Below are 23470 nucleotides of genomic sequence, written 5' to 3' on the forward strand. Positions count from 1 at the left end.
TATTGCGGTGAGGCCCGTGTCTGCTGTGTTTCTGCCATATTAAGGAGAAAACAATGATTATTACTGTAACAATGAATCCGGCAATCGACAAGACCGTAGAAATTGACACACTTCTGCACGGCGGTCTGAACAGGATCAAAAAAGTGGAATATGATGCCGGAGGCAAGGGAATTAATGTTTCCAGAACGATTCTGGAACTGGGAGGAACGAGCATAGCTACCGGATTTCTGGCAGGAAATAACGGACGGACGATTGCGGCGGTCCTTGAAGAAAAGGGAATTTCCTGTGATTTTGTATGGGTGGACGGAGAAACCAGAACAAACACCAAAGTGTTTGAACAAAGCGGTGCGCTGACGGAACTGAATGAGCCGGGACCTGTGATCACAGAGGAGAAAATGGATATACTGATGAAAAAGCTGGAAGGTTATGCAGAAGAGGGAACCCTGTTTGTATTGTCCGGCAGTATACCTGCAGGCATCCCCAGGGATACGTATGCCAGAATCACCCGAATGGTGCACGAAAAAGGTGCGGAAGTTCTTCTGGATGCTGACGGGGAACTGTTTCGTCTGGGGCTGGAGGCAGAACCTGATATTCTCAAACCCAACCGGACAGAGCTTGAGGAATATGCGGGAATTTCCATGGAGGAACCAGTATCCGAACTGAGAAATACGGCAGAAAAGCTTAAGGAAAAGGGGGCAAAAATCATCGCAGTATCCATGGGAAAAGAAGGTGCCATGTTTGTCTTTGGAGATTCCGCATTCCGCTGTCCCGCACTGGAGGTGAAGGCGCATTCCACAGTGGGAGCAGGGGATGCCATGGTAGCAGGTCTGGCATATGCATGGGAGAAAAAAATGAAGAAAGAAGATCTGATGCGTCTGTGTATGGCGGTGTCAGCAGGTGCAGTGACCACAGTTGGAACAAAGCCGCCGTCACGAAAACTGACAGACTGTCTGATGGAACAGGTGATTATGAATCAGTTGGATGAAAGAGAGGACAGGCTATGAATGCTGTATATGAAAGACTGGAAAAAAGTCTGGAGAGTATCCGGGAAAAGACCGATTTTGTACCGCGGCTGGCTCTGATTCTCGGGTCAGGCCTGGGTGGATTTGCAGATGAGATCCGGGTTGTGCAGACAGTAGATTACGGAGAAATTGAAGGTTTTCCGGTATCAACGGTACCCGGACACAAAGGCAGATTTCTTTTTGGATATGTGGACCATGTTCCTGCGGTTGTCATGCAGGGAAGAGTGCATTATTATGAAGGATATTCCATGGAACAGGTAGTACTTCCGGTACGTCTGATGAAGCTGCTTGGAGCGGAAGTGCTGTTTCTGACCAATGCTGCCGGAGGGGTGAATTATGAGTTTCATCCGGGAGATTTTATGCTGATCAAAGATCAGATTGCTTCTTTTGTTCCTTCTCCGCTGATCGATCCCAATGTGGAAGAACTTGGTCCGCGGTTTTGTGATATGAGTCAGGTTTATGATGCAGATCTGAGGGATATCATCCGTAAAACCGCAGAGGATCTGCAGATTCCGCTTCAGGAGGGCGTATATCTCCAGCTGACCGGTCCTGCATATGAGACACCTGCGGAGGTTCGGATGGTGAGAACTCTCGGGGCGGATGCAGTGGGAATGAGTACTGCCTGTGAAGCAGTTGCCGCGAATCATATGGGAATGAAAATCTGTGGGATTTCCTGTATTTCCAATCTTGCATGCGGAATGACAGAGCAGCCCCTTTCTCATCAGGAAGTCCAGGAAACCGCAGACAGAGTGGGCCCGCTTTTTCAGAAGCTGGTAAAAGAATCTATTATCCGGATAGGAGAAATATTTGATGAATAAGCACATAGAACAGAACGGTCCTCAAGGTCAGACGATGAAAGTGATTGCCAGAATTCATACGGATTTTCCTACAAAATTCGGAATTCCTCATCAGAGCAGCCGAATCGCAGAACTGAAAAGTCAGATTGTTTTTGAACCGGAATATCGGATTCCGGAGGCGGTAAGAGGACTGGAAGAATTCACACATCTCTGGCTGATCTGGGAATTTTCCCAGTCTGTGAGAGAAAAATGGTCTCCTACAGTTCGGCCGCCGAAGCTTGGCGGGAATATCCGAAAGGGTGTATTTGCCACACGCTCCCCGTTTCGACCGAATCCTCTGGGACTTTCGTCTGTCAGGCTGGAACGGATTGAGATGGATAAAGAACGGGGCCCGGTTCTTCATATTACCGGTGCAGATCTGATGGATGGAACTCCAATCTATGATATCAAACCATACCTTCCCTATGTAGACAGTCATCCGGATGCATCCGGAGGATTTACGGATCAGATCTCCTATGAAAAGCTGGAAGTTATTTTTCCCGATGAGTGGCTGGAACAGATACCGGAATCGTCAAGAGAGGCTTTGATTCAGGTTCTTGCTGCTGATCCGAGACCGGGCTATCAGAAAGATGCGGATAGAATTTACGGACTGGCATTTCAGGATAAAGATATTCATTTCCGGGTAAAAGGGCGTGTACTGACCGTGTGCGGCATTTCGGATTACCGGAAGGAGAGGGAGAAGCGTGTCTGATCAGATACTGGCAAATTTGATATGGAACCCTTTGGGGAGCAGACCGGCCTTGTGAAATATCACAGTTTTATCGGCCAAAAGTAAGAAATACTTGCAAAAATCGCTTTTTTTCACTAAAATATATTCGATTTTTAATGAGAACTTATAAGTGAAAAATGAGGAGCAGTATTATGAAAAAAGTAGTAAAGTTCGGCGGAAGTTCCCTGGCCAATGCGCAGCAGTTTGAAAAAGTGGGAGAAATCATCAGAAGTGAGGAGAGCAGACGATATGTTGTTCCGTCCGCACCCGGAAAACGGTTCAGCGGAGATACAAAGGTGACGGATATGCTCTATCAGTGCTATGCTGCAGCATGTGAAGGCACTGAGTTTGGCGAACAGCTCCAGGCAATCAAGGAACGTTATTATGAGATTATCCGTGGTCTGGGCCTGGATCTTTCTCTGGAAGATGAATTCAAGCAGATTGAGGCAGACTTTAAGGCTCAGGCAGGGAAAGAATATGCGGCTTCCCGAGGCGAGTTCCTGAACGGAAAAGTGATGGCAGCTTATCTTGGATACGAATTTGTAGATGCCGCATCTGTGATTCGTTTTGACAAAAATAAAAACCTCGATGCAGAAAAAACAGACAAGCTTCTTGGCAAACGTCTCGCAAAATGTGAATGCGCAGTCATTCCGGGCTTTTATGGTGCCATGGAAGACGGAACGGTTACAACATTTTCCAGAGGCGGTTCTGATGTGACCGGTTCTCTGGTGGCAAAGGCGATTCACGCAGATGTTTATGAGAACTGGACGGATGTTTCCGGATTTCTGGTAACAGATCCGAGAATCGTAGAGAATCCTGTTGCAATGGATACCATTACTTACCGCGAACTTCGTGAGCTTTCCTATATGGGAGCAACGGTTCTTCATGAAGATGCAATCTTCCCGGTGCGTAAAGAGGGAATTCCGATCAATATCCGCAATACCAACCGTCCGCAGGATAAGGGAACCTTTATTGTGGAAAGCACCTGTAAGAAGCCGAAGTATGTGATTACCGGTATTGCCGGCAAAAAAGGATTCTGCTCCATCAATATTGAGAAATCCATGATGAACAGTGAAATAGGATTTGGCAGAAAAATCCTTCAGGTTTTTGAGGATCAGGGAATCAGTTTTGAGCATGTTCCGTCCGGAATTGATACCATGACAGTATTTGTCCATCAGGATGAATTTGAAGATAAGGAACAGCAGGTAATTGCCGGAATTCACCGTGCGGTACAGCCGGATTTTGTGGAAATGGAATCTGATCTGGCACTGATTGCTGTTGTAGGAAGAGGAATGAAGTCCCAGAGGGGAACAGCAGGAAGAATCTTTTCCGCACTTGCGCATGCCAATGTCAATGTAAAGATGATTGATCAGGGCTCCAGTGAGCTGAATATCATAATTGGTGTGGCAAATAATGAATTTGAAAGAGCAGTAAAAGCAATTTATGATATTTTTGTACTGACACAGATCTGAGAGACAGAGCGTGTTTGAACATCCATTTTCCATGTCTGTACACTTCAGGCATGTTCTAAAGCGATAAATATGGAAAGAAGAAATAGCAGTTAAGAAAGAAAATCCCGGACATTTTTTGTTCCGGGATTTTTCAGTAAAAAATACATGTCCTTTCTCATTATTTAAATGATATTCTAACATTTCGTCCCGTTTTATGGTCTTGACCAGAACGGATGTTTGCTATATAATTCTGAAAAGAACAAATGTTTGGGAGAACGGATATGGTAATACAGGAATCATTAAGTATTATGGAAAAACTGGAAATTCTGTCAGATGCTGCGAAGTATGATGTGGCCTGTACTTCCAGCGGAGTGGATCGCAAGGGTGACGGCCGGGGAATCGGAAACAGTATTCATGCGGGAATCTGCCACAGCTTTGCCGGAGACGGGCGATGCATCAGTCTTTTGAAAGTACTGTATACAAACGAATGTGTATTTGACTGTAAATATTGTGTGAACCGTGCATCCAATGATGTCGTACGGACCAGTTTTACACCGGAAGAGATCAGCAGGCTTACAATCGAGTTTTACAGACGAAATTATATTGAAGGACTGTTTTTGAGCTCCGGTGTGAAGGGGAGTCCGGATGCGACCATGGAAGAGATGATCCGGGCAGTGGAATTGCTCCGCAGAAAGTACCACTTTCAGGGTTATATTCATTTGAAGGCGATACCGGGCACCTCTCCGGAACTGATCGAGCGGGCCGGCTTTCTGGCAGACAGAATGAGTGTGAATCTGGAACTTCCTACTTCAGAGGGATTGAAGCGCCTGGCGCCGAACAAAAGCCGCAGGACGATACTGAAGCCTATGCGGCAGATTCAGGCCCGGCATATGGAGAATAAACAGGAACTGGCATTGTATCGCCATGCGCCAAGTTTTGTTCCGGCAGGACAGAGCACACAGATGATCATAGGGGCGACTGGTGAAAGTGATTATCAGATCGTATCTGTTGCAGAATCTCTGTACAGACAGTTTTCGCTGAAAAGGGTATTTTATTCTGCATTTGTGGCGGTGAATCAGGACAGTGCGCTTCCCATGCTTCCCCAGGGACCGCCTCTTCTTCGGGAACACAGACTGTATCAGGCAGACTGGCTTTTGCGGTTTTATGGTTTTCGGGCAGACGAACTTCTGTCAGAGAAGCATCCGAATTTTAATCTTCTTCTGGATCCCAAGTGTGACTGGGCAATCAGTCATCTGGAATATTTTCCGGTGGAGATTAATTCTGCGGACTACCGGACACTTCTGCGTGTTCCGGGAATCGGAGAGAAATCTGCAACCAGAATCATTGGGGCAAGACGATATCACTCTCTTGATTTTCCGGATCTTCGAAAGATTGGCGTGGTTCTTAAGAGAGCACTGTATTTTATTACCTGCAATGGTCACACCATGTATCCGGTGAAGCTGGATGAGGATTATATTATTCGCAATATGCTGGATCCAAGAGAGAAAGATAAGCTTCCGGTGCACGGGTCGGAAATGACTTATCGTCAGCTTTCTCTATTTGATGATTGTACAGGAGGGATGCAGAATGGATGATGAGAAAATCATTCTGGTTTGTGAGGACAGTCTGGAAGGAATTTTTTCTGCCATATACGATGGCTGGAAATGGAAGCTTCGCGGCAGACAGGTGGAAATCTCTGTAAAAGAGCCGGAGTATCCGGATTTTTTCACAACAGTTATGAAAACGGTGTCAGACAGTGAAAAAGCCGGGAAAGTACTGCGTACGGTCAGCAGCAAGCTTGGCCATCATGTGTATGAGGCAGTATGTTATGCGGCGGCATCCTGCCATCCAGACAGGGGAACTCTTGTCTTTCAGGTGCTCTGGATGGCTCTTTCAGGGAAGAAAAATGACAGAAGGGTGTTGGAAAATATGGCGGATCCGGCAGTAAATACCGTTGCGAAACTGAGAATCCGGGTATGGCATGAGCTGCACAGATATTATGGGTTTGTGCGCTTTCGTGAGATTGGAGGAAGGGTATTGTTTTCGGAAATATCACCGGAAAATGATATTCTGGAAATGCTGGGACCGCATTTTTCGGACAGGTTTCCCAATGAGGACTGGATGATCTATGACAGCAGCAGATGTAAGGTACTCCTGCATCCAAGAGGGCAGAATGCCTATATACAGAAAGATGCAGTAATGAATCCGAATATGAAGAATGGACTGGAAGAGAAAGAAGAATATGAAGAATTGTGGAAACGATTTTGCAGCAGTGTTACCATTCAGGAGAGAAAGAATCCGCATCTGCAGCAGCAGTTTCTGCCGTTAAAATTTCGTTCAAAAATGACAGAATTTTCATAGAATATATGTCATTTTCTACTGAAGAAAAAAGGAATATTTTTCCATATTTGTGGAAAAAGTCGAAAAGTTTAAACAAAATTTTAACTGCCTTGACAAGAAACTCCCGGAATGGCAAAATACACATAAGGTGTAATCGTTTTCATAAATGCGTTGCATCTGTAAGAAAATACTGAACTGCAGTCTTACATAAGGGAGGATGATGAATCATGACAGAACGTAAGATTAAATTTCGAAAGGCAGAAGACGTAAGAGAATTTGTAAATGCAGCAAGCAGATGTGATTTTGATATAGATATTTTTTATAATCGCATTATTATTGATGCGAAATCCATTCTCGGAGTACTCAGTATGGATTTGACGAGAGTCATGACTGTAAAGTGCTACGGCGAAGATAAGAATTTTAACAAGACAATCGCAAAATTTGCGGTAGTATAACAGAATACGTCGGGTTGTCTGAAAATCGTTACAGATGCAAAGGTGCATATTTCCGCTGGGAGTATGTGCCTTTTTCCATATCGCCGCAGGCGGAAAAGCCTGTAAAGTGGAGCGTACAGATGGCGGGAATGAATTTTCAAACACGCTCTAGAGTCAGAGTCTTTTCCTTTGCATGGATGTCATGAAGATCTCTGCAGCGGTGGCTTTTGACCGGAAAACGATATCATGCTATAATGGTCAGAAAATGCAGATGCTGTTTCCTGTTCACTGGATCTATCGAATCATAATCAGTCATATCACTTTATTATTGAGGTACAAATGATCCTGAAGCGTGTGACTGTGGATAATGGGAATAGCAGCGGGTAAAGGCAGGGCTGGCTTATGGAAAAACCGGTGATTCGCATTTCGGTGCGAAATCTGGTGGAGTTTATTTTGCGAAGCGGTGATCTGGACAGCACCAGAGGATCAATGGACAAAGAGGCTATGCTGAAAGGCAGCCGTATTCACAGAAAAATACAGAAGCAGATGGGAAGCGGATATCGCCCGGAAGTTTCTCTGAAGAAGGAAACAGAATATGAAGATCTGATCATCCTGGTGGAAGGCCGTGCAGATGGGATTTTTTCAGAACAGGAAGAGACTTATATTGATGAGATCAAAGGGATTTACGGAAAACTGGAACGTCTTGAGGAACCAGTGCCGGTTCACCGTGCGCAGGCAATGTGCTATGCCTGGATACAGGCGGACAAAGAAGAACTGGAGGAAATCGGAATCCAGATGACCTATGCCAATCTTGATACGGAAGAAATCCGCCGTTTTCGGGAAACCATTTCCAGAAAAACACTTGAAATATGGTATCAGAACCTTCTGGATGAATATCATAAATGGGTTTCCTATCAGAATGCCTGGCGTGTGAAACGCAATGCGTCCATGGAACATCTGGAATTTCCTTTTCCTTACAGAGATGGTCAGAGGAAGATGGTATCCAGTGTTTACCATACGATCTCCGCAGGCAGACAGATTTTTATACAGGCTCCAACCGGAATCGGCAAGACAATGTCTACGGTATTTCCGGCGGTCCGTGCCATGGGAGAGGGAAAAGGCGAGACACTTTTTTATCTGACGGCTAAGACGATCACCAGAACAGTAGCCGAGGAAGCGTTTACGATTCTGCAGAAAAATGGTCTTTTGTTTAAAGTCATCACAATCACGGCAAAGGAAAAACTGTGTTTCTGCGAGAAAACAGAGTGTAATCCATCTTCCTGCCCATATGCCAGAGGACATTTTGACAGGGTCAATGATGCAGTATATGAATTGTGGACGCAGGAACAGGTGTATGACAGAGAAACGCTGAAAGCCCATGCAGAGAAATGGCAGGTATGTCCTTTTGAGATGTGCCTGGATCTGGCTATATGGGCTGATGGTATTATCTGTGATTATAATTATGTATTTGACCCTAATGTTCACCTGAAACGCTTTTTTGGGGAAAATGACTCCGGGAAATATATTTTTCTGATCGATGAGGCACATAATCTGGTAGAACGCGGGCGGGAAATGTACAGTGCAGCAATCTGCAAGGAGGATATTCTGGAAATCAAAAAAATGGTGAAACCCTACAGTCCTGCACTTGCCCGTGCACTGGAACGGACTAACCGGCAGCTTCTGGAGCTGAAGAAAGAATGCACAGGGTACTGTGAGATGGAATATCCTGCCGGAATCAGTCTGAGCCTTATGACGGTACAGGGGGAACTGGATAAACTTCTGGAGGAACCGCCAAATAAAGAGGTTGTGGATGGAATCCTTGATTTTTATTTTTGTGTCCGTGATTTTCTGAATATTTCGGAACTTTTAGATGACAATTATGTAGTATATACAGAGCAGGGAGAAGATGGAAAGTTTCGACTGAAACTTTTTTGCGTAAATCCGGCCGGAAATCTGGAAGGTTATCTGAATAAAGGAATCAGTACCGTTTTCTTTTCCGCAACGCTTCTTCCAATGAATTATTACCGAGGGCTTCTCAGTACCAGGAACGATGATTACGGGATCTATGTACCGTCTCCTTTTGACCGGAAAAAGAGATGCATTCTGACTGCATCTGATGTGAGCAGCCGGTATACCAGAAGAAATTATGAAGAATATCACAGAATTGCGGAATATATCGCCAGAATGGTCTGGCAGAAACAGGGAAATTATATGGTGTTTTTCCCGTCGTATAAAATGATGGAGGATGTTTATCAGGTATATGAGCAGGAATTTTCCGTGGATTGGGTAACATGTATCCTGCAGACTCCTTCCATGAATGAGAAAGACCGGGAAATGTTTCTGGAGGAATTCCATGAAAAAGACAGAACACTTCTCGGATTCTGTATTATGGGAGGCATTTTTTCCGAGGGCATTGATCTGATGGGAGACCGCCTGATCGGTGCAGTAATCGTGGGAACAGGGCTGCCGCAGATGGGGACAGAAAGGGAGATTTTGCGGGCATATTATGATAAGCGCGGTGAAAATGGGTTTGATTATGCGTACAGATATCCGGGGATGAATAAAGTTCTGCAGGCTGCCGGACGTGTGATCCGTACGAAGGATGACACAGGCGCCATTCTGCTTCTGGATGAGCGGTTTACAGGCCTGGATTACCGGAATCTGTTTCCTGTGGAATGGTCGGACAGGAAGCGGTGCCGTATTGATACCGTAGAAGAACAGCTGCGTGAATTCTGGAATGGGATATTGACATAAATGAAAAAACGCAGCAGTTGTGAATTTTTTGAAAAGCAATTGCGGCAGAGCGTAAAAAAAGGTATACTTTTTTTATCAAACCTGAGGGAGAAGTATATGAAAGCACGACAACGTTATCCGTATCCGGGAATTCTTATAGGGGCAGCTCTTATGCTTATGACACCGGTATCCCAGGTACAGGCCATGGAAGGAGGAAGTCTTCTGTCTGTCACAGAAGAATCCCAGATTAAACCAGTTTCTGACGGGAGCGGCAAGTATCTCTTGAAAAGTAACGGATTTTATTGTCTGAATGAAGATGGAACCAGGGAAACTGCAGCTGCTGTCCATTATTTTGACCATATGGAAATTGATGGGACTATTTTGAATGGTTATTATTATCATGATACAGACGGGAAATTTTCTGCCGGGAATGACCGGCTGATGCATGTGGTTCAGGCTTCCTGCGGGGAAGATGTATTTGACGGATACTATATGATACAGAATCTTGGAAAAATGACAGCTGCACCGCAGATTCGTTATTTTGACAATTTTGCCATCGATGGAATGACCTTAAATGGGTTTTATTACTTTGATGAGAATGGCAGGATGTGTGTGGAGAATGACATGCATCGGGTGGATATGAACTGTCAGGGGCAAACATTCGAGGGGACCTATTATTTCAGCGGTTCGAATGGTGTACTGGTACAGGAAGAAGGAGCGACACCGGAAGGGTTTGCCGTAGATGCATCCGGGAAGGTCCTGGGATTGGAAGAACTGGGAATGGATGGACTGAAACCGCAGCTGGAATCCATGATCGCCGATTATCCGGGCATATGGAGTGTTTATGTTCAGAACCTTGGTACAGGAGAAGAGATTATCCTGAATGATCAGCCTCTGTATTCTGCCAGCCTGATTAAGGCTTTTACACTGGCTGCTGCCTATGACAACATGGAAAATGTCCGTATTCATGAGGGCAAACAGATCAATGCAGATCCGGAAAGTGAGACCGTTGTTTCGAAGCTTCACAATCTGCTGTGGAATATGATTGCGGTCAGTGATAATGAGTCTTTTAATGAAACCGTGCGGCTTCAGTCGGAAAATCATGATTTCCTGGACGGGGCAGAGCAGATCAATTCTTATCTGGAAAGGGAAGGATATGAAGAAACATCGGTGCAGAGTATTTTGTCTCCTTCCTCTTCGAAACCGCTCAGTTTAGGAGGAAAGAATACCACATCAGTAAAAGACTGCGGACTTCTTCTGGAGAGGATTTTTAAAGGGGAGTGCGTAAGCCGCGAGGCATCTGCGGAGATGCTGGAGATTCTTCTGGAACAGGAATGCAGGTGGAAAATTCCTGCCGGACTGCCGGAAGGGACAAAGACAGCAAATAAGACAGGAGAGACAGACCTTGACCAGCATGACATTGCTATCGTGTATGGACCGAAGGCGACTTACATCCTGTGTGTCATGTCTCAGGAGTGCCCGGAAGGGACGGCAATTGATAACATCAAAACGATATCGGAAACCGTCTATAACTATCTGAATTATTTTGAGGAAGGCTAAAAAATATTTTGAAACAATCCAAAATTATCTTGACCATGACGGAAATCGGCTTTACAATATAAAAAGAAGCATGATCAGAAGGGAGAAATTATGATGAAAGTAGTTTATACTGACAAAGCACCAGCAGCTATTGGACCGTACAGCCAGGCAATCATTCTGAATGATGTACTGTTTACATCCGGACAGATTCCGGTAAATCCTGCAACCGGAGAAATTGCCGGTGATACGATTGAGACACAGGCAGAACAGGTAATGAAGAATCTTGGAGCTGTACTTGCAGAAGCAGGCACCAGTTTTGAGAATGCTGTCAAGACTACCTGTTTTCTTGCAGATATGGGTGATTTTGCTGCGTTTAATGAAGTATATGCGAAATATTTTGTTAATAAACCGGCACGTTCCTGTGTTGCAGTAAAAACACTTCCGAAAAATGTACTCTGTGAAGTAGAAGTGATTGCGGCAATCGAAAAATAATCAATCATGTTTGTGCATTTTCAGCAGTGAAAGCTTTCCGGGATTTGAATCCTCGGAGGGCTTTTCTTTTGCTTATACAGAATTGGCTTATGCTTGCTGAAAATGGGTTATGGTTTACGACATACACCCCAACGGGAATTGGACTTTTTTGGAAACCATGGTTGCGGGTCATTGCTTTTTGAAGGGAAATCATGTATAATATCAGACTGTATTATTATATCTGCTGATGTATGAAGAAGGAATTGAAGATTCCTGCATCATAGAAAACATTGGTGTATATGGAAACTATATGAAGAATGTAATTTATGTAAGAATGTAAAAAGTCAGGAGGAGAATATTAAATGCGAGTCGATGCGGATGATTTTGGCCGACCTTGCAGCTGCGGGAAGGAGCACCACGTAGACGTTGAGGAGATTCTTATTGAGGCAGGGGCGACGAAGGCTCTGGAAGAAGCCATGACGGAAGGATTTCTTAAGAAATACATCTCACCGCTTCTGATCTGTGACACCAATACCTATAAGGCCACAGAAGAAGTGATGGAAGAAATCTATGACAGATGTCAGGTGCTGGTTCTGGATGCAGAAGGACTTCATGCAGATAATTATGCAGTGGAAATTGTGGAAAATAACATGGATGAAGATATCGATCTGATTCTTGCTGTCGGCAGCGGGACAATTCACGATATCAGCCGGTATGTGGCATTCCAGTACAGAATTCCCTTTGTCTCTGTGCCTACCGCAGCAAGCGTGGACGGATTCGTATCCACGGTAGCGGCAATGACCTGGAATGGTCTGAAGAAGACAATTCCGGCGGCAGCGCCTTTGGCTGTTTTTGCCGATACTGATATTTTCGCAAAGGCACCGAAGCGGCTCAATGCTTCGGGTGTATCTGATTTATTTGGCAAATATATCTGTCTGGCAGACTGGAAAATTTCCCATATGCTGACAGGAGAATATTACTGCAGTTATATTGCAGAAATGGAAGAAAAGGCACTTCGTACGGTGAGGTCCTGTCTTCGGGATATTGCAGAAGGCGATGAAGAAAGCTGTGAAAAACTGATGTATGCATTAATCTTGTCCGGACTTGCCATGCAGATGGTGGGAAATTCCAGACCTGCATCCTGCGCGGAGCATCATATGTCGCATCTGTGGGAAATGGCAGTGATCAATGAACCGCTGGATGCTCTTCATGGGGAAAAAGTGTCTGTCGGAACGATTCTGGTTCTGAAAGAGTACAAGCATATTGCAGAGGCGATTCGCAGAGGCGAATGTCATGTGAAAGGATATCAGGGACCGGAGACAGAGCTTCTGGCACAGACTTTTGGCGCGAAGGGACTGCTTGACGGAATCATGAAAGAAAATGAACCGGAACTGCTTCTCGGTATTGATCCGAATCGTCTGGAAGCGAAGCTGAACAGAATCACAGATTGTATTGATGAACTTCCGGAGGAGAAAGAAATGCTGCATCTTTTGGAAAAAGCAGGATGCTGCAAAAATGTCCGTGATATTGGACTTACAGAAGATGTGATTGATTTAAGTCTGAAACTGGCTCCATACGTGCGCAGACGCCTGAGCCTTCTGCGCATCAGCAAGATGCTTGAGATCGAAGGAGAATGAGTATGAGAATAGGAATGGGTTATGATGTACATAAGCTGGTGGAAGGACGGGAATTGATTCTCGGAGGAGTAAATATCCCGTGGGAAAAGGGACTTCTGGGACATTCGGATGCAGATGTACTGATCCATGCAGTGATGGATGCGCTTCTGGGAGCTGCGGCTCTGGGAGATATCGGCAGGCATTTTCCTGATACAGATCCGGCTTATAAGGGGATTTCCAGTATTGTACTTCTGAAACATGTGGGAAATCTTCTGAAGGACAATGGATTTGCAGTCGGGAACATTGATGCAACGATCATTGCCCAGAAACCTAAAATGTCGCCGCATATTCCGCAGATGACCAGGAATATGGCGGAAGCGCTGGGAATTCCGCAGTCCAGATTAAACATTAAGGCGACTACGGAAGAGGGCCTTGGATTTACAGGCAGAGGAGAGGGAATCGCATCTCAGGCGATCTGCCTTCTGGAAGAAATCCCGATGGTATAAAATTCGCAATTGGAGGAAAAGAAACTATGAAGCTTTTTAATACGCTCACCCGCAGAAAAGAAGAATTTGTCCCTCTGGAAGAGGGAAAAGTACGGATGTATGTCTGCGGACCGACGGTTTATAATCTGATCCACATCGGCAATGCACGTCCGATGATTATTTTTGATACAGTACGCCGATACTTTGAATACAAAGGGTATGAAGTAAATTATGTATCCAATTTTACGGATGTGGATGATAAAATTATCAAAAAAGCAATTGAGGAAGGAGTCAGTGCGGAAGAGATTTCTGCCCGCTATATCGAAGAATGCAAAAAAGATATGGCCGGCATGAATGTAAAACCTGCAACTACGCATCCTCAGGCTACACAGGAAATTGACGGAATGATCGAAATGATCCAGACCCTGATCGATAAGGGATATGCTTATCCGGCAGTGGATGGAACCGTATATTTCCGTGTGAAAAACTTTAAGGAATATGGAAAACTTTCCCATAAGAATCTGGACGATCTTCAGTCCGGTTTCCGTGCACTTCAGGTTTCCGGTGAAGACCAGAAAGAGGATCCGATGGATTTTGTTCTCTGGAAGCCCAAAAAAGAAGGAGAGCCGTACTGGACTTCTCCGTGGTGCGATGGTCGTCCGGGATGGCATATTGAGTGTTCTGTTATGTCCAAGAAATACCTTGGTGAAGAAATCGATATCCATGCAGGCGGAGAGGATCTGATTTTCCCGCATCACGAAAATGAAATTGCCCAGAGCGAGTGCTGCAACGGCAAGATCTTTGCAAGATACTGGATGCATAATGCGTTTTTGAATATCGATAACCGCAAAATGTCCAAATCTCTTGGAAATTTCCGCACTGTTCGTGAAATCAGTGAACAGTATGATCTGCAGGTGCTTCGTTTCTTCATGCTGAATGCACACTACAGAAGTCCGCTGAATTTCAGTGCAGATCTGATGGAGGCATCCAAGAATGCCCTGGAGAGAATTGTGGAAGCAGCAAGCCGTCTGAAAGACCGTGTGGCATCTGCCGGTACAGAGCATGTATCAGAAGAAGAGAAGGCTCTTCTGAAAGAAGCGGAAGCTTTTACAGCGAAATTTGAAGAGGCCATGGATGATGATTTCAATACGGCAGATGCTCTGGCGGCTGTTTTTGAGCTGGTGAAATTTGCCAATACCAGAGTGTCGGAAGCATCTTCCGGAGAATTTGCATCTGCGCTTCTTGCACAGCTTGTGAAACTCTGCGAGGTACTGGGACTGAGCGTGGACAAAAAAGAAGAAATTCTGGATAAAGAGATCGAGGATCTGATCGCGGAACGTCAGGCGGCAAGAAAAGCAAAAGACTTTGCGAGAGCAGATGAGATCCGCAATGAACTTCTTGCAAAGGGAATTATTCTCAAAGATACCCGTGAAGGAGTAAAATGGACACGAGCTTAATGAAACTTAAAGAATTATTTCAGCTGGAGGATAGGGACTTACGGACCTATTCTCCTTTGACGCTTGCATATATCGGGGATGGAGTTTACGAAGTTGTGATTCGTACGATTCTGGTGAAAAAGGGCAATTGTCCGGTGAACCAGCTGCACAGAAAGGCCAGCAGTCTTGTAAAGGCTTCTGCACAGTCCAATATGATGGACATTCTGGAACCGCAGCTTACAGAAGAAGAACAAAGTGTTTACCGGAGAGGGAGAAATGCGCATTCCCCTACGATGGCAAAGAATGCCACAATGTCTGACTACCGGAGAGCCACCGGATTTGAGGCACTGATCGGTTATTTATATTTAAAAGAAGATTACACACGGATGCTGGAGCTGATCCGTATGGGAATCGGGGAGGATATCTTATGAGTGAACAGATTGAAGGCCGCAACGCGGTGCTGGAAGCATTCCGCTCAGGCAGATGTGTGGATAAATTATTTATTCTGGACGGATGTCAGGATGGACCTGTACGGACAATCGCCCGTGAAGCGCGCAAAAAAGATACCATTATCAATTACGTATCCAGAGAACGTCTGGATCAGTTAAGCGAAACTGGTAATCATCAGGGCGTGATTGCACAGGTTGCCGCTTATGAGTATGCTTCTGTGGAAGATATTCTGGAGAAAGCCCGTGAAAAAGGAGAGGATCCTTTCATTTTTGTTCTGGATAATATTGAGGACCCGCATAATCTGGGCGCAATTATCCGTACGGCCAATCTTGCAGGGGCACATGGAGTGATCATTCCGAAACGTCATGCAGCAGGTCTTACGGCAACTGTTGCCAAAACTTCTGCAGGCGCTTTGAATTATACGCCGGTCGCAAAAGTTACCAATCTGGCGAGAACCATTGATGATCTGAAAAAAGAGGGAATCTGGTTTGTCTGTGCAGATATGGGCGGAGAGACTATGTACCGGCTGAATCTGACTGGTCCGATTGGCCTGGTGGTCGGAAATGAAGGCGAGGGCGTCAGTCGTCTGATCCGTGAGAAATGTGATTTTACAGCCTCTATCCCGATGAAAGGAGATATTGATTCTTTGAATGCTTCAGTTGCTGCGGGTGTTCTGGCGTATGAAATTGTCAGACAGCGGTTTCAGTCATGATGGACGAGTACCAGACATGTACGGATGAAGAACTGATTGTCAGGCTGCGCGCGGGAGAAAATGTGATTTCGGATTATCTCATGGAAAAATATAAGGATCTTGTCCGCAGACGTGCGAATGCCATGTATCTGATTGGCGGAGAGAAGGATGATCTGATACAGGAAGGAATGATCGGTCTATTTAAAGCTGTACGTGATTATCAGCCGGACCGTAAAACTTCCTTTCAGACCTTTGCCGGACTTTGCATTGAACGTCAGATCTACAGCGCGATTCAGGGCTCCAATCGGCAGAAGCATCTTCCTCTCAATACGTACGTTTCCTTAAGTGCTGAAGAAGAGGAAAACACAATGGGTGAGCAGTGGGCGGAAAATCCGGAGGCTATCGTTATTGACAGGGAAAACGTCCGTATACTGGAAGAAGAAATCAAAAAACTGTTAAGCCCGCTGGAAAATACAGTACTGTCTTATTATCTGGATGGGTATAATTATGTTCAGATTGGAGAAATACTGGGGAAATCGCCGAAATCCATGGACAATGCGCTTCAGAGGATACGTACGAAAATCCGGAATTACCGAGAAAGCAGAAAAAAATATACCAAATAAAACAGATAAGAATCAAGCAGATAAAGAATCTGAGGATTGCATTTACAGTGGCAATTCCCAGGCTTATCAATAATCGAAAAATAAAATTGAAAAAAATGAAAATAAGTGTTGACATTTCGATATATGTCTGGTAATATAATCAACTGTGAGCGGCAGATACCGCTTCACAAATAAAGTTGCTGCTGTGGCTCAGTCGGTAGAGCGTCGCCTTGGTAAGGCGGAGGTCACGGGTTCAATTCCCGTCAGCAGCTTGCGAAAGCCTTGATGTTTCAAGGCTTTTTGTTTTGCGTGTTGCATTTCGTGTTGCATATCTTATCAAAGTGATCATTTGCCAGCTCAGACATTGCTTTCTGCTTATCACTCATTAAATGCCGGTAGATTGATTTTAACGTCGTATCCGTTTCCCCTGTCTCTCTGCATGATGTAAAAATCAGGAACTCCAATCGCATGCTGAATGGATGCCGAATAATTCTTTATGTTGCAGAAATCGAATGGGTTCTTCATCAGCATCCCCCAATGATAAAAAAAATGTTGCCTGCAATAAATATGAATGCTATGATGATTTTACAAGGAGGTGCTTCGAATGCCAATGCTTAAAGAGGATTTCATTAAAACTGAGAAAATCAACGGGGCAATATATAATATGTCACCGTCACCAAGTTATCAGCATGGTGTAGTGAATGGTAATATTTATTCAATTATCAAGAATGGATTGAAAGGCTCCTTATGCCTGCCATTTATGGAAAACCTCGACTATAAATATCATCCGGAAGTAAATGATGATTATGTAATACCAGATGTAATGATTATATGCGATCGTAAACATCTGAAAGGCGGTTCTTATACAGGTACGCCAAGATTTATAGTGGAAACTCTTAGTCCTGCCACAGCATTGAAAGATAAGACAATAAAAAAAGAGATTTACCAAAATGAAGGTGTAGAAGAATACTGGATTATTTCGCCCAGGGAACGTGGAATAGAGATCTATTATCTTGAGGATGGAGTGTATAAATTGATGGATAGTTTTATTCTTCAGGATGATGAAACAGAAGAACATTATAATTCAGATACTGTAATAACATTGAGAGATTTTCCAAATATTTCTATGACTTTGGAGGAAATATTTGAGAATGTAGAGTAGGAACAAGAACATGGGCAGTCGTCATGCTTCATTGTTGTGGCAACTGTTTGTATGGAACTTTTTTTACAATTTTTCCGGAAAAACTTTTAAATTGCCCGCGATTATGGTAAGATATAGTTTCAAAAGATGCTTAGGAGGGCAAGAGATGGAGAACGAGACAGTTTCCAAGAATTTTATTGAGAATATTATAGATAAAGATCTGGCGGATGGTGTTTATGACACTGTGCATACACGTTTCCCGCCTGAACCGAACGGTTATCTGCACATCGGCCATGCCAAATCCATCCTTCTCAATTATGGCCTTGCCAAAGAATATAACGGCAAATTCAATATGCGTTTTGATGATACCAATCCGACCAAAGAAAAAACAGAATTTGTAGAGTCCATAAAAGAAGACATTAAATGGCTTGGTGCTGACTGGGAAGACAGACTGTTTTTTGCTTCTGATTATTTTGATCAGATGTATGAGGCTGCTGTCAAGCTGATCAAAAAAGGAAAGGCTTATGTATGCGATCTGACTGCCGATGAGATCCGTGAGTATAGAGGAACCCTTACCGAGCCTGGTAAGGAGAGCCCGTACCGCAACCGCAGCGTGGAAGAAAATCTGCAGCTTTTTGAAGAAATGAGAGAAGGCAAATACGAAGACGGAACCAAGGTGCTCCGTGCAAAAATTGACATGGCATCTCCGAATATGAATATGCGTGACCCGGTTATTTACCGTGTGGCTCATATGACACATCACAATACCGGAGACAAATGGTGCATTTATCCGATGTATGATTTTGCACATCCCATTGAAGATGCGATTGAGGGAATCACACATTCGATCTGTACTCTGGAATTTGAGGATCACAGACCGCTGTATAACTGGGTTGTACAGGAACTGGAGTATCCGCACCCTCCGAAACAGATCGAATTTGCGAAACTTTATCTTACCAATGTGGTAACCGGCAAGAGATACATTAAGAAACTGGTTGAGGACGGCATTGTGGATGGCTGGGATGATCCCCGCCTTGTTTCCATTGCAGCACTTCGCCGTCGTGGATATACTCCTGAATCCATTAAAATGTTTGTAGATCTGTGTGGGGTATCCAAGGCGAACAGTTCAGTAGATTACGCAATGCTGGAGTACTGTATCAGAGAGGACCTGAAACTGAAACGTCCGCGTATGATGGCAGTGCTTGATCCGATTAAGCTTGTGATTGACAACTATCCGGAAGGACAGGTGGAATATCTGGAGGCACCGAATAATATGGAGAATGAATCTCTTGGAACCCGTAAGATTCCATTCAGCGGAGAACTCTATATTGAACGGGAAGATTTTATGATCGATCCGCCGAAAAAATACAAACGTCTTTACCTTGGAACAGAAGTGCGTCTGATGAATGCATATTTTGTTACCTGTACAGGCTTTGAGGCAGATGATGACGGAACCGTTCATGTTGTTCACTGTACTTACGACCCGGAGACAAAGGGTGGAAATGCGCCGGATGGCCGTAAAGTAAAAGGCACTATTCACTGGGTTGAGGCAACACATGCCGGCAAGGCAGAAGTTCGCCTGTATGAGAATATCGTGGATGAAGAGAAAGGTGTCTATAATAAAGAAGACGGTTCTCTGAATGTGAATCCGAATTCTCTGACGAAAGTGACGGCTTACGTGGAGCCTGCTCTGATGGAAGCAAAAGGCTATGACAGTTACCAGTTTGTAAGAACCGGATTTTTCTGTGCAGATGTACATGACTCAAAAGAGGGAGCACCGGTATTTAACCGTATCGTTTCTCTGAAGAGTTCCTTTAAGCTGCCGAAAGCCTGAAAAACTTCGGAAATCTGTTTTGTATATCAAAGAGTGAAAATGGAAAGATTTCCGTATGCTGAAAATCTTTCCCTTTCTCTTTGCTTATAAAAATGCCGGGAGAAGAATGACAGCCGGCAAATATCACTCATGAACCAATGTGGAGGGTACGAACATGAAGAAACTGAATGTGGCAAAAAAAGACACATGTATGGCATGCAAAGCCTGTGAAATTGCTTGTTCTGAAGCATTTTACAAAGAATTCAATGAAGACTATTCCTGTATTCACATCGGAGTAGCCAAAGATGGAGAAACACCAAAACCAACCGTATGTGTACAGTGCGGTAAATGTGCGAAGAATTGTCCGGAAGGTGCGATCACCCAGAATGCAAAGGGCGTATACACCATCGACAAGAAGAAATGTGTTGGCTGTGGAAAATGTGTGGAAGTCTGTCCATTCCATGTGATTGTAAAATCCGAAGCCAAAGAATATGCAAGCAAATGTATCGCATGTGGAATCTGCGTAAAAGCCTGCCCGATGGGTGTTCTTGAAATTAAGGAAGCATAAGGAATCGCGGTACATAAAATGGGATTGTCCCTGTGTTGTATAAAAACGGGCTGTCCACTGTCAAAATCTGATAGTGAGCAGCCCGTTGAAATTTCTATTGTTTGAGGTCTGTTTTTTATATTGCTTTCCGACAGATGTGCGTCACAATTTGTGGGAATGAATTTCCAAACACACTCTGAAGCAATCCGCTGCAGACGGAGAATCCTGTAAATCAGGATTTTCCTCATCCTTCATCAGATTCAGCGTCTTCTTCTGGTACAGTTTCGCCAGATTCAGCATCTTCCTCTGCTTCGGTTTCTTCAGCTTCGTCGGCAGGAGTTCCTTCTTCGGAATCTGCAGCAGCCTGTGTTTCTTCTTCCGGTTCTTCCCAGGATACAAAATCCTCCTGCGGTTCTTCGGTTTCCTGACTTTCGTCTTCCATTTCTTCCTCTTCTTCGTAATCGTCGTCCATATCTTCTAATTCAGTACGGGGATGTTTTTTCATCAAAATTGCAGCCAAAGCTCCGGCTGCTGCGGCAGTTGCAGCTCCAACTGCTACCAGTCCCCAATATTTGTTTAATTTTGCCATAATACCGTTCTCCTTTCAAGTTTTTGGCGGATTGCCATTATGGTATTCTGTGAATGTTATTCATTAATGGATAATGAGCTGTTAATATTTTACTACTTTTTAACGAAAAAGGAAAGGGTAAGATTGGAAGAATAAAAATGGTTGCGACAATTTTTTTTTGAGGGTATACTATAGCGGTAGAAGTATAAGAAAAAACGAGGAGATACCATGAAAAAAATCATTTTGGCATCTGCTTCTCCGCGCAGAAAGGAACTACTGGAGAAAGCAGGGATTTCTTTTGAAATTATAACGGGTACCGGAGAAGAAAAGACGAATTCTTCTGATCCGGAAGAAATGGTAAAAGAACTTTCCTACGGTAAGGCAGAGTCTGTGGCGGAGAACGTGGTGGAAGATGCGGTCATTATAGGAGCAGACACGATTGTTTTTTATGATGGGTGTATCCTGGGGAAACCGAAAGATGCGGAAGATGCTGTAGAAACCCTTCTGAAACTTCAGGGAAATACGCATCAGGTGTACACAGGAGTTACGGTTCTGATCAAAGAAGGAGGTAATATCAGATCCCTGATTTTTGCAGAGTGTACGGATGTTACTTTTTATCCTGTTTCAGAGAACGAAATCCGTGCATACGTTAACAGCGGGGAACCTATGGATAAAGCAGGAAGCTACGGGATTCAGGGCGCATTCGGTGTATACGTGAAAGGAATATGCGGAGATTACTCCAATGTGGTCGGATTGCCGGTGGCAAGACTTTTGTATGAGACGAAAAAACAGGGAATTGATCTGAGAGGATGGGACAAATGATAAAAGCATGTATTTTTGACCTGGATGGCACACTGGCAGATACACTGGAATCCATGGCTTATGTGGCAAATACGATTATGCGCAAGTTTGGGCTGAAGGAAATGCCGGTGGAAAATTTTAAGTATTACAGCGGAGAAGGCGCGAATATGCTGATGCGCCGATGTCTGACAGATGCCGGAGATCCGGAACTGACACATTTTGACGAGGGGCAGAAACTGTACCGGGAAATGTTTGCAGCAGATCCCATGTATAAAGTGACGCATTATCCGGGTATGCCGGAAACCTTAAAAGAATTGAAAAAACAGGGTGTCAGGCTTGCGGTCTGCTCAAATAAACCACATCCGGCTGCCGTAAAAGTCATTGCACAGATGTTTGGGGATGATTTTGATCTGGTGATCGGTCAGAGCGATGCAATCCGGCGTAAACCTGCACCGGACGGACCTTTGAAAGTCGCTTCAGAATTCGGAGTCAGACCGGAAGAGTGCATGTATGTAGGGGACACAAGAACGGATATGCTGACAGGAAAGGCTGCGGGAATGTTTACCGTGGGGGTATTGTGGGGATTCCGTGACAGAGAAGAGTTGGAGAGCAGCGGTGCAGACCTTGTAGCAGAAAACCCTTCAGATCTTCTGAAGATTTATGAGGACAGAAGAAATGATTAAACTGGTTGCAAGTGATCTGGACGGAACATTGCTTTTGAATGGGGTGCAGAAGCTTCCGGAAGAAATATTCCCACTTATAAAAAGAATGAAAGAAATGGGAATTGTATTTGCTGCTGCAAGCGGAAGGCAGTATCCGAATATGAAAAGACTTTTTGCTCCTGTGGCTTCGGATATTGTTTTTGTGTGCGAAAATGGTGCTATGGCAGTAAAAGATGATAAGATGATTTATCAGGACGGATTTTCCAGGGAACTGGTGATGGATATTCTGCATGCGATTCAGGATAAAGAAGGTGCAGAATTCTCCTGCTCTGCAAAAGATTTTTATTATATCATGCCCAAAACCCGGCATTTTTTTGACAGGATGACAAAAGTGATCAAAAATAACTGCAAAGTAATCCGCGATTTTTCAGAAATCACAGAACCATGCATGAAGCTTGCAGTGTATGAGAGAAATGGCATGGGAGAGGAATCCATCCGGTACTGGAAAGAAAAATTTTCCGACAGATGTACCGTAGTGACTTCCGGAAACGACTGGGTGGATTTTATTCCATTCGGTACCAATAAAGCAAGGGGGATTCGGAAATATCAGGAAATTCTCGGCATCAGGCCGGAGGAATGTATGGTATTTGGAGATGAATTCAATGATATTGAGATGCTGAAGTCTGTTCCCTGGAGTTTTGCCATGGCGCATTCCAAAGATGGAGTCAAAGCTGCAGCTAATTATGAAACAGAGCGGGTGGAACCTGTGCTGGAGTGCCTGATCCGCATGAAAGGAAATATCGAGGAGGTAATCAAACATGTACAGTAAAGAAGCAGTAGAAACATTTTTGAAAAATCAGGGTCAGCTTTTTGATGAGTCAGTAGCGGACAATTATGAGGAGGCTGAGGAATTCCTGGAAGACTGTATGGCAGTGGAAGTGAATTCCATAAAGGAAGTGAAAGAGTATCTGGAAGATGCCGGTGCAGACCTGGAAGGAATGTCTCTGGATGAACTGGAGGAAGCATGCGAAGTTTTTGCACTGCCGTCCGGAAAGTATCTCATTGTAGAAGCTTAGTATGTTTGAAAATGGCTCCAGAGGAA

At 44.4% G+C, this 23470-nt stretch carries 25 protein-coding genes and 1 tRNA gene; 25 read left to right on the plus strand and 1 reads right to left on the minus strand.

The genetic code is table 11. From position 1 onward, the window contains the following. Positions 1-53 precede the first annotated feature (53 nt). From pfkB to ACTNEW_RS07475, 21 genes are all read left to right on the plus strand, one after another. A complete protein-coding gene (gene pfkB, locus ACTNEW_RS07375) occupies positions 54-1004 on the plus strand; it encodes a 1-phosphofructokinase (RefSeq protein WP_441059543.1) in 951 nt (316 codons plus the stop codon). Continuing rightward, positions 1001-1840 (plus strand): purine-nucleoside phosphorylase, encoded by an 840-nt coding sequence (locus ACTNEW_RS07380; RefSeq protein ID WP_441059545.1) that lies wholly within the window; start codon positions 1001-1003, stop codon positions 1838-1840. The genes pfkB and ACTNEW_RS07380 overlap by 4 nt, the downstream gene beginning before the upstream one ends. Beyond that, the gene (gene tsaA, locus ACTNEW_RS07385; protein ID WP_441059547.1) at positions 1833-2570 is read left to right on the plus strand and encodes a tRNA (N6-threonylcarbamoyladenosine(37)-N6)-methyltransferase TrmO; all 738 of its coding nucleotides are present in this window, start codon (positions 1833-1835) and stop codon (positions 2568-2570) included. Before ACTNEW_RS07380 ends, tsaA begins: the two co-directional genes overlap by 8 nt. 170 nt (positions 2571-2740) lie before the next feature. Beyond that, entirely contained in the window at positions 2741-4060 is a 1320-nt protein-coding gene (locus tag ACTNEW_RS07390; protein WP_441059549.1) for an aspartate kinase, read from the plus strand. A gap of 260 nt (positions 4061-4320) precedes the next feature. Next, positions 4321-5634: a putative DNA modification/repair radical SAM protein gene (locus ACTNEW_RS07395; RefSeq protein ID WP_441059551.1), complete on the plus strand. Its 1314-nt coding sequence runs from the start codon at positions 4321-4323 to the stop codon at positions 5632-5634. Continuing rightward, positions 5627-6400, plus strand: coding sequence for a TIGR03915 family putative DNA repair protein (locus ACTNEW_RS07400; RefSeq protein WP_441059553.1), 774 nt, complete (start codon positions 5627-5629; stop codon positions 6398-6400). The genes ACTNEW_RS07395 and ACTNEW_RS07400 overlap by 8 nt, the downstream gene beginning before the upstream one ends. 206 nt (positions 6401-6606) lie before the next feature. Continuing rightward, positions 6607-6834: an HPr family phosphocarrier protein gene (locus tag ACTNEW_RS07405; protein ID WP_441059555.1), complete on the plus strand. Its 228-nt coding sequence runs from the start codon at positions 6607-6609 to the stop codon at positions 6832-6834. 65 nt (positions 6835-6899) lie between these two features. Further along, on the plus strand, positions 6900-7019 hold the full coding sequence (locus ACTNEW_RS07410; protein ID WP_441059641.1) for a DUF6783 domain-containing protein: 120 nt from the start codon (positions 6900-6902) through the stop codon (positions 7017-7019). Between the two features lie 196 nt (positions 7020-7215). Further along, the gene (locus ACTNEW_RS07415) at positions 7216-9567 is read left to right on the plus strand and encodes an ATP-dependent DNA helicase (protein WP_441059557.1); all 2352 of its coding nucleotides are present in this window, start codon (positions 7216-7218) and stop codon (positions 9565-9567) included. A 96-nt stretch (positions 9568-9663) separates the two neighbouring features. After that, positions 9664-11106: a serine hydrolase gene (locus ACTNEW_RS07420; RefSeq protein ID WP_441059559.1), complete on the plus strand. Its 1443-nt coding sequence runs from the start codon at positions 9664-9666 to the stop codon at positions 11104-11106. A gap of 90 nt (positions 11107-11196) precedes the next feature. Then, positions 11197-11577 (plus strand): RidA family protein, encoded by a 381-nt coding sequence (locus tag ACTNEW_RS07425; protein WP_441059561.1) that lies wholly within the window; start codon positions 11197-11199, stop codon positions 11575-11577. Positions 11578-11918: 341 nt separating this feature from the next. After that, positions 11919-13193, plus strand: coding sequence for a sn-glycerol-1-phosphate dehydrogenase (locus ACTNEW_RS07430; RefSeq protein WP_441059563.1), 1275 nt, complete (start codon positions 11919-11921; stop codon positions 13191-13193). Positions 13194-13195: 2 nt separating this feature from the next. After that, positions 13196-13678, plus strand: coding sequence for a 2-C-methyl-D-erythritol 2,4-cyclodiphosphate synthase (ispF, locus tag ACTNEW_RS07435; protein ID WP_441059565.1), 483 nt, complete (start codon positions 13196-13198; stop codon positions 13676-13678). A gap of 26 nt (positions 13679-13704) precedes the next feature. Beyond that, positions 13705-15114, plus strand: coding sequence for a cysteine--tRNA ligase (gene cysS / locus ACTNEW_RS07440; RefSeq protein ID WP_441059567.1), 1410 nt, complete (start codon positions 13705-13707; stop codon positions 15112-15114). Then, positions 15099-15524 (plus strand): Mini-ribonuclease 3, encoded by a 426-nt coding sequence (locus ACTNEW_RS07445; protein WP_441059569.1) that lies wholly within the window; start codon positions 15099-15101, stop codon positions 15522-15524. Before cysS ends, ACTNEW_RS07445 begins: the two co-directional genes overlap by 16 nt. Next, positions 15521-16255 (plus strand): 23S rRNA (guanosine(2251)-2'-O)-methyltransferase RlmB, encoded by a 735-nt coding sequence (gene rlmB / locus ACTNEW_RS07450; protein ID WP_441059571.1) that lies wholly within the window; start codon positions 15521-15523, stop codon positions 16253-16255. The genes ACTNEW_RS07445 and rlmB overlap by 4 nt, the downstream gene beginning before the upstream one ends. Continuing rightward, the gene (gene sigH, locus ACTNEW_RS07455) at positions 16255-16857 is read left to right on the plus strand and encodes an RNA polymerase sporulation sigma factor SigH (protein ID WP_441059643.1); all 603 of its coding nucleotides are present in this window, start codon (positions 16255-16257) and stop codon (positions 16855-16857) included. The genes rlmB and sigH overlap by 1 nt, the downstream gene beginning before the upstream one ends. 178 nt (positions 16858-17035) lie before the next feature. Continuing rightward, a tRNA-Thr gene (locus ACTNEW_RS07460) sits at positions 17036-17108 on the plus strand. 332 nt (positions 17109-17440) lie between these two features. Then, positions 17441-17998 carry a Uma2 family endonuclease gene (locus ACTNEW_RS07465; protein WP_441059573.1) on the plus strand — a complete coding sequence of 186 codons (558 nt, stop codon included), beginning with the start codon at positions 17441-17443 and terminating at the stop codon, positions 17996-17998. 145 nt (positions 17999-18143) lie between these two features. Beyond that, positions 18144-19811: a glutamine--tRNA ligase/YqeY domain fusion protein gene (locus ACTNEW_RS07470; RefSeq protein ID WP_441059575.1), complete on the plus strand. Its 1668-nt coding sequence runs from the start codon at positions 18144-18146 to the stop codon at positions 19809-19811. Between the two features lie 154 nt (positions 19812-19965). Beyond that, positions 19966-20358 (plus strand): 4Fe-4S binding protein, encoded by a 393-nt coding sequence (locus tag ACTNEW_RS07475; protein ID WP_441059577.1) that lies wholly within the window; start codon positions 19966-19968, stop codon positions 20356-20358. Between the two features lie 223 nt (positions 20359-20581). Here ACTNEW_RS07475 and ACTNEW_RS07480 read toward each other — a convergent pair whose 3' ends face one another. Then, the gene (locus ACTNEW_RS07480; protein ID WP_441059579.1) at positions 20582-20926 is read right to left on the minus strand and encodes a hypothetical protein; all 345 of its coding nucleotides are present in this window, start codon (positions 20924-20926) and stop codon (positions 20582-20584) included. A gap of 207 nt (positions 20927-21133) precedes the next feature. Between ACTNEW_RS07480 and ACTNEW_RS07485 the strand changes: the two genes are divergently transcribed. Genes ACTNEW_RS07485 through ACTNEW_RS07500 form a run of 4 tightly spaced genes read left to right on the plus strand, consistent with a single transcriptional unit; the run spans position 21134 to position 23444 of the window. After that, positions 21134-21727 (plus strand): Maf family protein, encoded by a 594-nt coding sequence (locus tag ACTNEW_RS07485; protein WP_441059581.1) that lies wholly within the window; start codon positions 21134-21136, stop codon positions 21725-21727. Then, positions 21724-22389 (plus strand): HAD family hydrolase, encoded by a 666-nt coding sequence (locus ACTNEW_RS07490; protein WP_441059583.1) that lies wholly within the window; start codon positions 21724-21726, stop codon positions 22387-22389. The genes ACTNEW_RS07485 and ACTNEW_RS07490 overlap by 4 nt, the downstream gene beginning before the upstream one ends. Further along, positions 22382-23197: an HAD family hydrolase gene (locus tag ACTNEW_RS07495; RefSeq protein WP_441059585.1), complete on the plus strand. Its 816-nt coding sequence runs from the start codon at positions 22382-22384 to the stop codon at positions 23195-23197. The genes ACTNEW_RS07490 and ACTNEW_RS07495 overlap by 8 nt, the downstream gene beginning before the upstream one ends. Continuing rightward, complete coding sequence (locus ACTNEW_RS07500) at positions 23187-23444, plus strand: glyoxalase (RefSeq protein WP_441059587.1); 258 nt, start codon at positions 23187-23189, stop codon at positions 23442-23444. Before ACTNEW_RS07495 ends, ACTNEW_RS07500 begins: the two co-directional genes overlap by 11 nt. The last annotated feature ends 26 nt before the right edge of the window (positions 23445-23470 follow it).

The sequence above is a fragment of the Blautia sp. HCP3S3_G3 genome (genome assembly GCF_052063365.1).
Lineage (GTDB): Bacteria > Bacillota > Clostridia > Lachnospirales > Lachnospiraceae > Blautia_A.

Coding starts and splice junctions, on each gene's coding strand:
- pfkB (WP_441059543.1), top strand. CDS start 54: ATGATTATTACTGTAACAATGAATCCGGCAATCGACAAGACCGTAGAA.
- ACTNEW_RS07380 (WP_441059545.1), top strand. CDS start 1,001: ATGAATGCTGTATATGAAAGACTGGAAAAAAGTCTGGAGAGTATCCGG.
- tsaA (WP_441059547.1), top strand. CDS start 1,833: ATGAATAAGCACATAGAACAGAACGGTCCTCAAGGTCAGACGATGAAA.
- ACTNEW_RS07390 (WP_441059549.1), top strand. CDS start 2,741: ATGAAAAAAGTAGTAAAGTTCGGCGGAAGTTCCCTGGCCAATGCGCAG.
- ACTNEW_RS07395 (WP_441059551.1), top strand. CDS start 4,321: ATGGTAATACAGGAATCATTAAGTATTATGGAAAAACTGGAAATTCTG.
- ACTNEW_RS07400 (WP_441059553.1), top strand. CDS start 5,627: ATGGATGATGAGAAAATCATTCTGGTTTGTGAGGACAGTCTGGAAGGA.
- ACTNEW_RS07405 (WP_441059555.1), top strand. CDS start 6,607: ATGACAGAACGTAAGATTAAATTTCGAAAGGCAGAAGACGTAAGAGAA.
- ACTNEW_RS07415 (WP_441059557.1), top strand. CDS start 7,216: ATGGAAAAACCGGTGATTCGCATTTCGGTGCGAAATCTGGTGGAGTTT.
- ACTNEW_RS07420 (WP_441059559.1), top strand. CDS start 9,664: ATGAAAGCACGACAACGTTATCCGTATCCGGGAATTCTTATAGGGGCA.
- ACTNEW_RS07425 (WP_441059561.1), top strand. CDS start 11,197: ATGATGAAAGTAGTTTATACTGACAAAGCACCAGCAGCTATTGGACCG.
- ACTNEW_RS07430 (WP_441059563.1), top strand. CDS start 11,919: ATGCGAGTCGATGCGGATGATTTTGGCCGACCTTGCAGCTGCGGGAAG.
- ispF (WP_441059565.1), top strand. CDS start 13,196: ATGAGAATAGGAATGGGTTATGATGTACATAAGCTGGTGGAAGGACGG.
- cysS (WP_441059567.1), top strand. CDS start 13,705: ATGAAGCTTTTTAATACGCTCACCCGCAGAAAAGAAGAATTTGTCCCT.
- ACTNEW_RS07445 (WP_441059569.1), top strand. CDS start 15,099: ATGGACACGAGCTTAATGAAACTTAAAGAATTATTTCAGCTGGAGGAT.
- rlmB (WP_441059571.1), top strand. CDS start 15,521: ATGAGTGAACAGATTGAAGGCCGCAACGCGGTGCTGGAAGCATTCCGC.
- sigH (WP_441059643.1), top strand. CDS start 16,255: ATGGACGAGTACCAGACATGTACGGATGAAGAACTGATTGTCAGGCTG.
- ACTNEW_RS07465 (WP_441059573.1), top strand. CDS start 17,441: ATGCCAATGCTTAAAGAGGATTTCATTAAAACTGAGAAAATCAACGGG.
- ACTNEW_RS07470 (WP_441059575.1), top strand. CDS start 18,144: ATGGAGAACGAGACAGTTTCCAAGAATTTTATTGAGAATATTATAGAT.
- ACTNEW_RS07475 (WP_441059577.1), top strand. CDS start 19,966: ATGAAGAAACTGAATGTGGCAAAAAAAGACACATGTATGGCATGCAAA.
- ACTNEW_RS07480 (WP_441059579.1), bottom strand. CDS start 20,926: ATGGCAAAATTAAACAAATATTGGGGACTGGTAGCAGTTGGAGCTGCA.
- ACTNEW_RS07485 (WP_441059581.1), top strand. CDS start 21,134: ATGAAAAAAATCATTTTGGCATCTGCTTCTCCGCGCAGAAAGGAACTA.
- ACTNEW_RS07490 (WP_441059583.1), top strand. CDS start 21,724: ATGATAAAAGCATGTATTTTTGACCTGGATGGCACACTGGCAGATACA.
- ACTNEW_RS07495 (WP_441059585.1), top strand. CDS start 22,382: ATGATTAAACTGGTTGCAAGTGATCTGGACGGAACATTGCTTTTGAAT.
- ACTNEW_RS07500 (WP_441059587.1), top strand. CDS start 23,187: ATGTACAGTAAAGAAGCAGTAGAAACATTTTTGAAAAATCAGGGTCAG.